At 42.6% G+C, this 14,127-nt stretch carries 13 protein-coding genes; 11 read left to right on the top strand and 2 right to left on the bottom strand.

All coding sequences use genetic code 11. From position 1 onward, the window contains the following. The 7 genes from DWZ44_RS04355 (at position 1) to DWZ44_RS04335 (ending at position 2,713) form a co-directional block, all read left to right on the top strand. Positions 1-354, top strand: coding sequence for a DUF6050 family protein (locus tag DWZ44_RS04355; RefSeq protein ID WP_117804307.1), 354 nt, complete (start codon positions 1-3; stop codon positions 352-354). A 2-nt stretch (positions 355-356) separates the two neighbouring features. Then, complete coding sequence (locus DWZ44_RS04350; RefSeq protein ID WP_117804306.1) at positions 357-641, top strand: DUF6809 family protein; 285 nt, start codon at positions 357-359, stop codon at positions 639-641. A gap of 76 nt (positions 642-717) precedes the next feature. Beyond that, a complete protein-coding gene (locus DWZ44_RS18135; RefSeq protein ID WP_158565828.1) occupies positions 718-882 on the top strand; it encodes a hypothetical protein in 165 nt (54 codons plus the stop codon). Further along, positions 879-1,022 carry a hypothetical protein gene (locus DWZ44_RS18130; RefSeq protein ID WP_158565827.1) on the top strand — a complete coding sequence of 48 codons (144 nt, stop codon included), beginning with the start codon at positions 879-881 and terminating at the stop codon, positions 1,020-1,022. The genes DWZ44_RS18135 and DWZ44_RS18130 overlap by 4 nt, the downstream gene beginning before the upstream one ends. Positions 1,023-1,074: 52 nt before the next feature. Further along, positions 1,075-1,428 (top strand): helix-turn-helix domain-containing protein, encoded by a 354-nt coding sequence (locus DWZ44_RS04345; RefSeq protein ID WP_181988433.1) that lies wholly within the window; start codon positions 1,075-1,077, stop codon positions 1,426-1,428. Positions 1,429-1,643: 215 nt separating this feature from the next. After that, a complete protein-coding gene (locus tag DWZ44_RS04340; RefSeq protein ID WP_158565826.1) occupies positions 1,644-2,288 on the top strand; it encodes a sigma-70 family RNA polymerase sigma factor in 645 nt (214 codons plus the stop codon). Further along, positions 2,288-2,713, top strand: coding sequence for a sigma-70 family RNA polymerase sigma factor (locus tag DWZ44_RS04335; protein ID WP_117804303.1), 426 nt, complete (start codon positions 2,288-2,290; stop codon positions 2,711-2,713). Before DWZ44_RS04340 ends, DWZ44_RS04335 begins: the two co-directional genes overlap by 1 nt. Before the next feature lie 49 nt (positions 2,714-2,762). Here DWZ44_RS04335 and vapD read toward each other — a convergent pair whose 3' ends face one another. Both vapD and DWZ44_RS04325 read right to left on the bottom strand, forming a co-directional pair. Next, a complete protein-coding gene (vapD, locus tag DWZ44_RS04330) occupies positions 2,763-3,128 on the bottom strand; it encodes a VapD family protein (protein ID WP_117804302.1) in 366 nt (121 codons plus the stop codon). Positions 3,129-3,131: 3 nt separating this feature from the next. Further along, entirely contained in the window at positions 3,132-3,470 is a 339-nt protein-coding gene (locus DWZ44_RS04325) for a hypothetical protein (RefSeq protein ID WP_117804301.1), read from the bottom strand. A 414-nt stretch (positions 3,471-3,884) separates the two neighbouring features. On the opposite strand from DWZ44_RS04325, the gene DWZ44_RS04320 reads away from it, so the two are divergent. From DWZ44_RS04320 to DWZ44_RS04300, 4 genes are all read left to right on the top strand, one after another. Then, positions 3,885-4,886, top strand: a complete 1,002-nt coding sequence (locus DWZ44_RS04320) for a radical SAM protein (protein ID WP_117804300.1) — start codon at positions 3,885-3,887, stop codon at positions 4,884-4,886. 180 nt (positions 4,887-5,066) lie between these two features. Continuing rightward, on the top strand, positions 5,067-11,075 hold the full coding sequence (locus DWZ44_RS04315) for a SpaA isopeptide-forming pilin-related protein (protein ID WP_117804299.1): 6,009 nt from the start codon (positions 5,067-5,069) through the stop codon (positions 11,073-11,075). A 392-nt stretch (positions 11,076-11,467) separates the two neighbouring features. Then, positions 11,468-11,995 carry a PcfB family protein gene (locus DWZ44_RS04305; protein WP_117804297.1) on the top strand — a complete coding sequence of 176 codons (528 nt, stop codon included), beginning with the start codon at positions 11,468-11,470 and terminating at the stop codon, positions 11,993-11,995. Positions 11,996-12,134: 139 nt separating this feature from the next. Continuing rightward, positions 12,135-13,949 (top strand): VirD4-like conjugal transfer protein, CD1115 family, encoded by a 1,815-nt coding sequence (locus tag DWZ44_RS04300; protein ID WP_370810286.1) that lies wholly within the window; start codon positions 12,135-12,137, stop codon positions 13,947-13,949. Positions 13,950-14,127: the final 178 nt, after the last annotated feature.

The raw sequence follows: 14,127 nt of genomic DNA, 5'->3' as shown, positions 1-14,127 counted from the left end.
ATGACCGCACATAAATTTGCTGGCAAAGTGGTATATCCGGTATTGGCAGCAATACTCCTGTTTTTTCTACTGCGTCCGTTCTGTATGGAGCAGGGGAAATGTGATTATCGGTTGCTGGTTCTGCTGATGGGGATTCCCTTTGGAATAGGGAAAATGCTGGTATGGATTGTACCGGGACGAACCGATCTGGGAGGGACACTGGGATTTCTGGTATTCCAAATTTTGATTGGAGGTGTTGTCGGAAGTATGGTCATGCTGTGGAAACTGGCGGAAGCAGCTGTCTATTTGATATGGGGAATATATGCAGGTATTGTGTGGGTATGCAGGATAAGAAAATCAGGAATGGAGGAATGAGGATGGGATGGACAATGGAACAGTTATTCCGGGACGGAATCATGCCCAGGGAAATGTGCTGTCCAAAGAAGCAGGAATACAAAGATACTATGCACCTGTTGGATGAACTGGAAAGTGATATGAAAAAAGAGCTTACAAAAGAGCAGGCAGACCTGTTGGAAAACTACAAGGAGTATTTCAGTTTGTTGGCAACTCTGGAGAATGAGGAATGTTTTATACAGGGAATGGCACTGGGAACACGGCTGACGGCGGAAGCCTTTCTGACCGGGAAGGATAAAACAGAATAGGGGATTAAAAAAAGGCAGCTAAATGAGAATTTGGTTGCTTTTTTGATTCGAGAAATTTATCTCAGGAGGATGGAAGATGCTTGTATTTGAAATTGCATTTTTAGTGGTGGCAGCATTGATGCTGGCAGTAGATATTATTTTTCTTCTTTCTACCCTTTTTTCAGGACCATGGAAAAGTGAAGAGTGGAGAAGAAAGGAACGGGAATATAGGAAGAAACAGAAAGGAACAAAGAATACATGATTTTTTTTAAAATATTTTTGGTTGTGCAGGTACTAGGAGGATTGGTGCTATATCCAATGGTCATTGCAGGAAAAAGGGCGGATGAGAAAATGACAGGGATTATGCATCAAGAACAAGAGAAAACAAAGAAAATAAAATAAACTTTGCGTCACAGTGTCGCAAAGTTGGAACATGTTGCAGGAGGGTATTGTGTTGGGAAACCGTGTTAAATCCAGAGAACTGATGGAACTGGGAATACGTATCCGCAGCAGACGTATAGAACTGAAACTATCACAGGAGGAACTGGCAGAACGGGCGGGAATCAATTCCAACACAGTGAGCAGGATTGAAGGAGGACAGATGGCAATGTCTGTGGAGACGTTCCGAAAGCTGGTGGAAGTTTTATGCATGGGTGCAGATACTTTATTAGATACTGTTGGACAGTCACCGCAGGAAAGCCATCAGATACAAAATGTGTGCCGTAGAATATGGAAGCTGCAGGAAAAAGAACAGGAGATTGTAGTCAAGACAATGGAAACGCTGATTGATGGATTAGAGAGAAGATAAGGAATTTCTGCGTATTGTGTGTTTAAATAATTTGTTTTCCACTTATCGGTTGAGGAAAACAGGGCTGTTTTTTTCTAAAATAAATACATGAGAACGGACGACGTACAGGCTGTAGAAGAAGATTCCGGCTCCCATTAAAAAAAACGGGTGAGCTGGAATTGTTTTTTTCTGCCTGTGCGGTACAGTTCCAGCCATCCGGGAAAAGGATGGTAGATATGGTAACACTGCAGGAATTAAAACAACTCATTGGCTGCCCGGTTCCGGAGCAGAGAATCCCAACAGCAAATTATCTGAAAAATAATGAAAGGAGCATTATGGAAAGAAAAATCAATGAAACAGCAGCAATCACGGTTTATCCCAATGGGTATGCCCTTTATGAAGCGGATGGATCTGCGACTGTTTTCCCGGTACATCCGTGTGGGGATTATTGTTATGGATTCCCACCTTATGTCTGTACCGTGTCTGCAAGGCTTTTTGAAAAAGAGGCATGGTATATCCGTCTGGTATTGGAAGGGGAGGACCGTCTGTTCCGGAATCTGGAAACAAAGGAACAGAACCATACCGTATCCTACCATTTCGCTGCGGAGGACTGGCAGGAATTGGCTGATGCAGAGGATTCTGTTTTTGACTGTGTGATACAAAGAGAAATGATCAGAAAGGTATTGGGCTGTCTGACAGGACGCCAGAGAAGGGTTATGGAAGCTTATGCTGTAGAAGGAAAAACCATGAAAGAGGTTGCAAAAGAGATGGGGATTACAGTTCCGGCAGTGTCGTGGCTTCTGATCAGGGGAAGGCAGAGGATACTTAGAGAATACCCTTCCTTGGATAGGAAGGGGGCAGCAAAAGGGAGGAATGCCTGATGCGTGGGAAAAAACCAAAAGAACGGGAACGGTATGTGCTTTATTCCAATGGTCTTTTGGTGGAAGTAACAAAGGAGGTTTACCTGGAATGGTATCAATCCAGACGCAGAGAGAAATACCAGATAGAAAAGCAGAAAAAACATGGTGTATGCAGTCTGGAGGCAATAGGGCAGCTTGTACAGGAAAGAATAAACATATGGGATAATAGCCCGGAAGAAGCCTGTATCGAAAAAGAAAAGAAAGAATGGCTGAGACAGGGGGTTCTGGCTTTGTCAGAAGAAGAACGGCTTTTGATTTTTTTGTTGTTCTATGAAGAAAAAACAGTAAAAGAAACAGCGGCACAGCTTGGATACAGTAGAAAAACGATTACAAACAGAAAAAAAGCAGTGCTGCAGAAACTTAGGGAAATATTAGAAAAAGTATAAAAGGGAAAAGGCAGAGCCAGCAAAAAATAGCTCTGCCTGTCTTTTCGGTTTATTTGGTGTCGGTATCATTTGGCTGGATGAGCAATAAGGAATCATCCAGGGTGACTTCTTCAGATGGTTTCAGAAGTTCCGTCAGATCATGCTGCCGGCCCACATTTGTTACATCAATTTTATTGACACAAAGTCCAATCCATGGGAGTTGCTGGCTGAGATCATCCATCAAATCATAAATATCTGCCGTTGTTAATTTTTCATCAGATATGTACCCGGAACCCTGCCTGTGGGAAAAATGATGCCGTTTAAAGAAACGGCGTAAATCATCATAAGCCTGCCGATAATTGGCTCCGGGGTAGTGTTCCTGTAACTGGTGCGTATCTAAGTCAAAATTCAATGCCTTAAAATATTTTCTTTCCAAAGATCAAGCCCCCATTGCCTGTTTTTTCCGGTAATGCGTAAGCAGATCTTCTTCATTGAAATCGTCTGGATTATCAGAATCATCGCTGTCGTACAGCCGCCAGACAGATACATTGTCCATAAACCATGCCTGTTTTTTCAGGAGGTTTACAATTTTCCCAAACAGACTGAAGTCTTTTGCACGTCCGCAGTCACGGTACACCAATGCCCCTGAGTTATCTTCCATGCGGAGAAGCCCGGCGTTATGGAATGTGTTATTGAGTGTATTATAAATGCTTTCCAAATGGTATTTTTGTTCAGCAGCTATCTTTTCATTGTCCATACAAATCATCATCTTTAACATGAAAACAGCCTCCTTTCCGGTTGCTTTTATTATAGCATCAGAAAGGCAGTTTCACAATCTCTCAAAAATTATTTTCAAAAAATTTCATATCCCCGTTTAATTTTACCCCTTTCACTATGCAGTTAGTGAAGGGGTTTTCTTTTGACCTTTCCTGAACCTTGAAAATTTCATACCCTGCCCGGATAGATACCTAGCATTGTGTGTGCATTTTGCGTGCCTTGCCAGTGGTGGGAAACCATGACGCTGCGGAAACATCAGGAACCGGAGCAGGAACGTGTCCGGGAAGAACACAGGAAAACGCTCAAACCTAAAAATAACAGTAGATTGATATGGCGGTGGCTGGTCTGAAAAGAAGCAGTTACCGCCATATATATGTGCTGTTATACAGCAAAAATAAAAAGGAAGGGGGACGCTATGAAGATAGGACTTATTGATTGTGACAGTTACCATTTTCCAAATCTTCCATTGATGAAACTTTCGGCTTATTACAAGGCGAAAGGGAATAATGTAGAGTTTGCCAAAAAAGATGGGGAATATGAGGTACTGTTCGTGAGCAAGATTTTTACGGAAACAAAAGAGCCGGAACTTCCAAAAGCCGGAATTATTTTCCGGGGAGGGAGTGGTTATGATCTGGAAAATACACTTCCAGACCAGATTGAGCATATTTATCCGGATTACAGTTTGTATCCTCAATTTACAAAAGACACAGCATATGGATTCCTGACCAGGGGATGTCCCAGGAAGAATCATGGATTTTGTATCACACCGAAAAAGGATGGATGTATCAGCAGGAAAGCGGCAGATCTTGCAGAGTTTTGGCACAACCAGAGAAAAATCCTTCTCCTCGATCAGAACCTGCTTGCCTGCAAAGAACGGATGGAGCTTTTGGAGCAGTTAGCAGCATCCGGTGCGGAGGTGGAGTTTAACGGTGGGATGGATGTCCGGTTTTTGAATGAAGAAATTATTGAGGTATTAAGAAAAATAAGAGTAAAGGATTATCATTTTGCATGGGATGATCCACGGGAACTGTTAGAAGAAAAATTTCGTTTCTTCAAAGAATCCGGTCTGAAAATAAAAAATCAGTGCAGGGTATATGTGCTGACAAATTACTGGAGTAGTATGGAGGAGGATCTTTACCGGATTTATACACTACGGGCGATGGGATATATGCCATTTGTAATGATCTATGATAAACAGAAATTTGTGGACAGAAACGGACGCTGGTTGCCGGATGCTGCAAAAAGATATTCAAAGAGAGAATTACAGGCATTTAAGGTCTGCCAGCATATGCAGCGGTGGTGCGGACAGATACAGATTTTAACAAAATGTCCACGTTTTGAAGAGTACGAGCCATATAGAAGGTGGATTGAAAAGGGAAAACCGGTACCGGGAGATATTAGGAATAACAATAGATAGATGTGGCGGTAATGCTTTTGAAAAACGTGAGCTTACCGCTGTATTTATGTACTGTTATCGGGACATTTAAGGATAAAACGATACAAATTTATAAAAGAGCGAGAGGAGAGGGTGCCAGTGAAAACATAGCATGGAATCATGAAAAAACAGTAACGAAAAAAATGAAAGAGAGGTTTAAGGATGAAAGGAAGAATGAAGCGGGCTGTATCTGGCTTTCTTACGGCAGTTACACTTATTTCTACCGTATTTCAGCCAGTAAATATTTATGCGGCTGAAAGAGATGCAGCAAAGGAAAAACCACCTCTTTATGAAGAGGTAAAGGATCAGTTGGATGAGGATGAAGTAGTGACTGCCCATGACCTGGAAATCGGGGTAGGGTATTCCCTTGATGTAAAAGCGGATTTTTCCGGCATTAAGATTGCAGACAGAAAAAAGGTAAAAGTGACTTTTGAAGAAGCGTTCAATGAACAGGGAGAAACATTTACTACAGACCATGAGGATACTTATACGGCAGTTTACTATGTGGAGCCGCAGAAAACAGACCATCCAAAATATCAGATCAGCAGAAAACTGATTGTAAAAGAAGGGGCTGCTGTAGTACAGACAAAAGAAAGTGCGGAAGCGGCATCAGGAGAAAACTCTGGCGATGCGGAAGAAGAAAGTGAGGATGCAGATCCAGATCATGCAGAGATGACAGAAAATATCCAGATGGAAACAGGCTTGCCGGAAGAAAACAGCACAGAACCAGAAACGGAGATTCATTCTGAGGAAGAGCTGGATCAGGAGCTGGAAGAAGCAGAAACACAGGAAACAGTAGACTCAGAAACAGGGCTGTCTCTTGGATCTGTCATGCTGCAGGCAGTAGAGCAGGGAGTCAACCTTCTGGAGTTAGAAGAGGGGGAGAGCCTTCAGTTTACTGCCAGAAGTGTAAACCTGTTTTCTGCAAAAGCCTCACAACAGGTAACGGTAACAGCAGGGGAATGGTATCATTATGCAGATTATGGTCTTGGAAGTTATCTGACCTGTCATTATACTGTTTCCTTTGGGAATGTCAAGGCAACAGCATATTGTGTACAGCCATCCAAACCGGGACCAGGAAATGGAACTTATACCATTACAAGGCTGCAAGATGGAAAAACGCTTGCAAAAGTATGTTATTACGGAACGAAAGCAAGTGGAAATGAAGGTTTCTTTGCAGAGAAATATCCGGAGTTTTCAGCAGGAAAAAGATTTATCATTACCCATCTTGCAGCGGCTTATGCAAATGGGAGCAGTGATGCTTTTTCCGGTGCCAATGCAACAGGAAAGGCATTGGCTATGGAACTTTATGATTACTGTGTCAAGCAATCGGATATTCCAGATGTAGAAATGTCTTTTTCCAATGGAAATGTGAAAGCGTATATCGAGGGAAACAGACAGAGGACAGAAGAGGTTACATTCCGTGCAGATGCACAGCAGACGATCACCATGAAACTTCCGTCAGGTGTGAAATTCCACAATGTGACAACCGGGAAGACAAGTAAGGAAGGAGAAAGCGTGGAAGTGTCCGGTGGTACGAAGTTTTATCTGAGTGCGCCGCTGACACAGGCAGAAGATGTGAAAGGATCATGGTCTGCAACTATGAAGGGCAGTATCACAAAAGACTATTCGGCTTATAAGATCACAACCGGTTCGGGGACACAGGATCTGGCACTGGTATTTGGAGAAGGTGTGGATGATGAAAAATATGTAGATTTTAAAGTGGAATGGGTAAAGATGGCAACCGTCAGTATTGTAAAGAAAGACCGTAGAAGCAATGCACTGATAAAGGGGGCAGTTTATGGAATCTACAGGGATGAGGCAGGGAAAAACCTGATCACTGCAATGCCTGCAACAGATGAAAAAGGTGCATCCTCTATCACGATTGAAAAGACACAGGAAACCGTTTACTTAAAAGAGATTTCTGTCCCGGCTGGTTATGTTCTGGATGGAACTTCATATGGGATAAATCTGGTGATTGGAAAGCCTACAAATAAGGTTGTGACAGATAAAGAGCAGCTTGCAGATCTTACTGTCTATAAAGAAGGTGAGGTGCTGACAGGGGCTTCTGTTACGGAAAACGGAGTGGTGTTTACTTATACAAAGCAGAGACAAAAAGGTGCTGTTTACAACGTCTATGCTGGAGCAGATATAAAAGCGGCAGACGGTACGCTTATTTATAAAAAAGGGGAACTTGTAAAAGAAAACCTTACAACCGGGGAGGATGGCAGTGCAGTCCTGAAAAACCTGCATCTTGGAACATATGAGGTTACGGAAGTAAAGGCACCGGAAAACTTTGTCTGTAAAGGAGAATCGAAAACCGTTACATTAAGCTATTCAGGACAAAATGTAGAAGTGGCAGTTGGAAGTGTCTCCTTTGTCAATGAACGACAAAGAGCAAATGTTTCTGTCAGAAAGCAGGATGGTCTGACGAAAAATCCGCTTTCCGGAGGAATTTATGGTCTGTATGCCGGGGAGGATATTCAGGATGTATCTGGAAAAACGGTAGTCCCAAAAGATACGCTGATTGAAAAGGTTACAACAGGGGCAGATGGAAATGGGGCATATCAGTCAGAACTGCCGATCAATCATTCCTACTATGTGAAAGAACTTCAAGCACCTGAAAAATATTATAGGAACAGCGAAGAAGTATTTACATTCAGGTTTGATTATACCAATGACAGGGAGGAAACGATTTCCTTTACCCATATTTTTGAAAACGAACGTGTAAATGCCCGGATTTCTCTGGTAAAGAAAGACAAAGAGACTGGCAGTACACCACAGGGGGATGCTGTTTTTGAAGGTGCTGTCTATGGTTTGTATGCAAGAGAGGATATTGTGCATCCGGATGGAAGCACCGGTGTCCTTCATAAAGCCGGAACACAGGTGGCAGCATTTAACGTAGACAAAGAGGGAAAGGCAGAGATTGGGGAATTGTATCTAGGAAAGTATTTTGTGAAAGAGATCACTCCCCCGGCAGGCTATCTTCTGGATGAAACAGAGTATGAAGTGGACTGCAGCTATGAAGGCGACACGGTAAAAACAGTTGAGCGTAACGTGGAATCGGAAGAACAGGTTATGAAGCAGCCGTTCCAGATCATCAAAGCAGCGAATAACGGGGATACGGATGCAGCACTGTTAAAGGGAGCAGGCTTTACGGCTTACTTAAAAAGCAGTCTGAAAGAGAAACCGGATGGAAGTTATGACTTTGATTCGGCAGAACCTGTTGTGATCGGTGCAGATGGGGCAACAGAAATGTTTACGGATGAAAAGGGTTATGCCTGCAGCATTCCGCTTCCATATGGAACTTATATTGTGAGGGAGACTACCACACCACATAATTATACGCCGGTTCAGGATTTTACGGTGACGATCCATGAAAACCATCCGGACGAGCCGCAGGTATGGAGAGTGCTTCTGGATAAGGAATTTGCAGCAAAGCTGAAGATCATCAAAAAAGACGATGAAACGAAGAAGCCCGTACTGGTTGCCGGTGCAGAATTTAAAATTTATGACATGGATCATAAAAAGTATGTGGAACAGGTAACGACTTATCCGGTTACAACCATCCATAAATCCTATTTCACTGACAGTCAGGGCTACCTGATCCTTCCTCAGAATCTTAAAATTGGAAATTACCGTATTGAGGAAGTGACAGCCCCGGACGGTTATACCATAAATGAAAACTTTGTGGAGATCAAAGTGGATTCCAATACTGCTTACCAGATGGATGCAGTCAGCGGCGATGCAGTGATTGAAGTTTCTTATGAAAACCATCCGGTAAAAGGAAAACTCACAGTATATAAAAAAGGAGAGATGCTTGCTGGATATGACAAGGATTTCCTGTATGAAGAAAAATATCTTGCAGATGTAGAATTTGAAGTATATGCGGCAGAAGATATTTTTACGCCGGATTTCCAGAAAGATTCCGATGGAAACCGTATCCTTGTTTATGCAAAGGATTCTCTTGTAGGTGTAATGAAAACAGGGGAAGATGGAAAAGCAACTTTGGATAATCTTCCGCTGGGTTCTTATTATGTAATGGAGAAAACAGCCCCGGACGGATTCGTGACGGACAAAGAACCTTCAGAAGTTGCATTTGTTTATGTGGATCAGGATACGCCGGTAGTTGAGCAGGAAGTGACCATTAAAAATGAACGGCAGAAAGTTGAAATTACAGTGGAAAAACAGGATGCTGAAAATGAAGCGGTCTTATCTGGGGCGGTTTTCGGAATTTATAACAAAAATGATATTCTGGCGGATGATAAGGTAATCGTGGAGGCAGGAACACTTCTGCAGGAAATGACCTCTGATGAAAAAGGTCTTGCACGTTGTACTCTGGATCTTCCGCTTGGAAAGTATTTTGTAAAAGAATTGGAATCTCCGGTTGGGTATGTCACTTCTGATGAAATTCTGGAGTTTGATGCTTCTTATCAGGGACAGGAGATTGCAACAGTTACTTTAAAAGCAGTAAAGAAAAATGAACCGACAGCCTTTGCGTTTACAAAATCAGATATTACCACAGGAGAAGAACTGGATGGAGCAAGCCTGAAAGTAATTGATAAAGATGGAAATATTGTGGATGAGTGGACTTCGGAAAAAGGGAAACCCCACAGTATCAAACGTCTTGTTGTGGGGGAAAACTATATACTTCGGGAAGAATTTGCACCATACGGGTATCTGAAAGCTGAAGAAATAACTTTTACGGTGGATGATACTGCTCAAATTCAGAAAGTGGAAATGAAAGACAAAGTGCCTACGGGACTTCTGATCGTCAACAAAAAAGGGGAGTTTCTTGATAAAATTACGCTTCTGGATCAGGTAAAAGGAGCTGTGGAACATCTTTTTGAATATATTTCCGGAAACTTAAGCAAAGTAACATTTGAGGTTTATGCGGCAGAGGATATTCATGCGGCAGATGGTGTCAGCGAGGATTACTTTAAAGCAGATGAACTGGTAGGAAAAATTGTTACAGGCGATAATGGGATTGCACAGATGGAAAATCTCCCGGCAGGCAGATATTATGTGAAAGAAGTAGAAACTGCACATGGTTTTGTACTGGATAAAGAACCGAGATATGTGGATTTAAGTTATCGGGATCAGGATACGCCGGTAATTACATTTCAGGAAGAGTGGCAGAACAGACGCCAGAAGGTTCAGGTATCTATCCTCAAGAAAGAAAAAGACGGGGAACGTGTCCTTGCAGGAGCAGTTTTCGGACTTTATACCAGAGATGACATCAAAAATAAAGATGGCAATGTGCTGATGGAAGCAGAGAGCCTGATCGAGCAGAAGACAACGGATGAAAAAGGTCAGATCGTATTCAGGGCAGACTTGCCGGTAGATGGAAGATATTATGTAAAAGAACTTTCTGCCCCAGAGGGATTTGTGGCAACAGAGGAAGAACAGGATTTTACTTTTACATATGCAGGAGCCGGACAGGAAGAGGTCAGCTATGAATTTACGTTTGAGAATGAGCCGACCACAATGGAGTTTACAAAGACGGACCTTACTACAGGAAAAGAGCTTCCAGGGGCACATCTTTGTGTGAAGGATAAAGATGGAAACATGGTAGACGAGTGGGTTTCAGGAGAAGAAGCACATGTGATCAAAGGGCTGGCAGTTGGGAAATCTTATACCATGACAGAGACAAAACCGGCAGATGGATATGTCACTGCTGAGAGCATTACATTTACTGTTGAAAATACAGCAAAAGTGCAGAAACAGGAAATGAAGGATGATGTGACAAAGGTAGAGATTTCAAAACAGGACATTGCAACTGGAAAAGAACTTCCGGGAGCAAAGCTGACTATCCTGGATAAGAATGGGAAAACCGTAAAAAGCTGGACATCCGGTGAGAAGGCTTATTATATGGAAAAACTTCCAATCGGTGAATACACACTGCATGAGGAAGCGGCACCAGAGGGCTATCTTGTAGCAGAGGATGTGAGATTTACGGTGGAAGATACAGGAGAAATCCAGAAAGTTGTTATGAAAGACAAGAAGGAAGCGTCACCGGAAAAACCAAATGAGGAAAAACCGGAAAAACCAGTCCCGGATACTCCAAAGACAGGAGACGACAGACACCCCCTTGTCTGGATGTTCCTGTTGCTGCTGGCAGGTGCGGGGACAGGAAGTTCCCTTTGGTATCTGAAACGTAAGAAAAAATAAGAAAACTGAATGATCGGGAAGGGCGTATATAGGCAGGAGAAGTCTGTATGCGCCTTTTTTTAATGGAGGTGCTGGATGAGCAGAAAGGATAAGTGGAAAGATGGGTAGCCCGCAGTATGCAAATGATAAGCCGGAAGATTGCGAATGGTGTTACTGGTGGGGCGGAAAGAAAGGCGGATGTATCAGAAAAGAATGCTTTTATTTGCTTCCAGAAGGACAAAAAGATATAAAAGAGCAGAAAACCGGGAATTGCGATTTCTGCCCATACGGGAAACATTTTCCGTGTATCGGTTATTGCATGGTAAAACTTTTGATGGAAATGAAAAAGCAGTGACATACCTGTCTGGATATAGCTGCGAGAAAGGAGGGAGCCGGAAAATCCGGCAGATAAGATGCAGGAAGAAGTGAATCAGAAAACGATTGCCTTATGTACCAGATGTGCGAAAATGACGGCGGATGTTTTAAAAGGGTTGATGCGGAAGTATCTTTCAGACAGGGAAAAGCATAAACAGGAGGTAAAACATAAGAAAGCAGAGAAGGCAGCACAGGAGAAGGCTGAAAAAAATGCCCCGGTAAGAGGAAAGCAGACTTTAAAAAAGCTGATGGATCAGGGAAGCCAGCTTACTAATATTGAAGTGACGGACAATAATATCAAATCTTTTGATAAAGTTGCCCGGAAATACGGGATTGATTACAGCCTGAGGAAAGATAAGTCTGTTGAACCGCCAAAGTATATGGTCTTTTTTAAGGCGAAAGATGTGGATGTTATGACAAAAGCATTCCAGGAATACAGCGGCGTGGTACTGAATAAGAACAAACGGGTTTCCATCCGCAAAAGATTGTCTCTTGCGAAAGAGAAAGCAGCAAAACAGCGTGAGAGAGAAAAAACAAAACAGAAAGACAGGGGGCAGAGCCTATAAGATGAGAAAACAGCAGTTAAAAAGAAAGAACGGAGAGGGGAAGGCAGCAAAGAGAAAGCTGCCTTCGGAAAAGACCGGTGGAAGTGCGTGGCTTGCCATGGTTCAGGGAAAAGTAAAAGAGCAGTTTGGAAGGCTTGATATGAAAACGCTGCTCATAAGGAATTTTCCCTATTTTATCATTTTTTATCTGGTAGAAAAGGAAGCCTGGTTATACCGTTACTGCACAGGGGACAGTATGGTAAGGAAGCTTATGAATTTGTTTCTGAATTTTTCCCTTGCATTTCAGAATCCTTTTCCGAGCCTGCATCTGCAGGATATTACAGTAGGTATCATAGGAGCATCAGCGTTCCGTCTGGTTGTGTATTTTAAAGGGAAAAATGCAAAGAAGTTCCGGCAGGGAGAGGAATACGGTTCTGCCCGTTGGGGAACGGCAAAGGACATAGAACCGTTTATTGATCCTGTTTTTGAAAACAACGTACTTCTTACACAGACAGAGAGGCTTACCATGAACAGCCGTCCGAAACATCCGAAGTATGCGAGAAATAAAAATGTGATTGTGATCGGCGGCTCCGGCAGTGGTAAGACACGCTTTTATGTGAAACCGAATCTGATGCAGATGTCACCAAACGTCAGCTATGTGGTCACTGATCCGAAGGGCACGATCCTGGTAGAGTGTGGGAAAATGCTCAAGAAAGGTTCCCCCAAAATGAAAGATGGGAAGCCTGTCCGGGACAGTAAGGGGAATGTAGTGTATGAACCCTATAAAATCAAGGTACTGAACACGATCAATTTCAAAAAAAGTATGCACTATAACCCGTTTATGTATATCCGTTCCGAAAAGGATATTCTGAAACTGGTAAATACAATCATTGCAAATACCAAAGGAGAAGGGGAAAAATCTTCGGAAGATTTCTGGATAAAAGCCGAAAGGCTTTTGTATTGTGCCCTGATCGGCTACATTTACTATGAAGCACCGGAGGAAGAACAGAATTTTTCTACTTTACTGGAATTTATCAATGCTTCCGAAGCAAGGGAGGATGATGAAGAATTTAAAAATGCAGTGGATGAACTTTTTGAGGAACTGGAGAGGGAAAAGCCGGAGCATTTTGCAGTACGCCAATATAAAAAATACAAACTGGCGGCAGGAAAAACAGCAAAAAGTATTTTGATTTCCTGCGGTGCAAGACTTGCTCCCTTTGATATTGCAGAACTGCGAGAGCTGACTTCTTATGATGAGATGGAATTGGATATGATGGGGGATCAGCGTACTGCGATGTTCGTAATCATTTCTGATACGGATGATACCTTTAACTTTATCGTAGCAATCATGTACACTCAGTTATTTAATTTATTATGTGACCGGGCGGATGATGTGCATGGGGGAAGGCTTCCCTATCACGTCAGGCTTCTGCTTGACGAGTTTGCTAATATCGGTCAGATTCCAAAATTTGATAAGTTGATTGCCACAATCAGAAGCCGTGAAATATCGGCTTCTATTATTTTGCAGTCACAAAGCCAGTTAAAGACAATTTATAAGGATGCTGCAGAAACCATTCTGGGGAATTGTGATACGATGCTGTTCCTGGGAGGAAAGGAAGGTTCTACTTTAAAGGAAATTTCGGAAACGCTGGGGAAGGAAACCATTGATCTGTACAATACTTCCGATACCCGTGGGCAAAGCCGATCTTATGGTCTGAATTACCAAAAAACAGGAAAAGAACTGATGAGCCGGGATGAACTGGCGGTAATGGACGGAAATAAATGTATCCTGCAACTTCGTGGTGTGCGTCCGTTTTTTAGTGATAAATTTGACATAACCAAACATAAGCAGTACCGGGAACTGGCAGATTTTGACAAGAGGAATACCTATGATGTGGAAAAAGATTTAAAGCACGAGCTTGTAATGACGGTCAATGATGAATTTGAGATGTGGGAGGATGATGGGGAAGATTAAGTACAGAACATGTCAGCATTTTCGTCCGCCAGTCAGGGCGGAGCCTGTAAGAAAAAATAAAAACATAAGCACAGGAATTACAAAAAATAAGAAAGGAAAAGAAATCCAGAGACAGAGTCGCTGCAGAGTACAGCGGCTTTTTTAATCCTGTGCAATAACCATGAATAATCTGGATTTC

Origin of the sequence: Blautia sp. AF32-4BH (assembly GCF_003460565.1) — a bacterium.
Classification (GTDB): Bacteria; Bacillota; Clostridia; order Lachnospirales; family Lachnospiraceae; genus Fusicatenibacter; species Fusicatenibacter saccharivorans.
The sequence above is the reverse complement of the archived record's forward strand: the minus strand, read 5'-3'. Positions and strand labels throughout refer to the sequence as shown.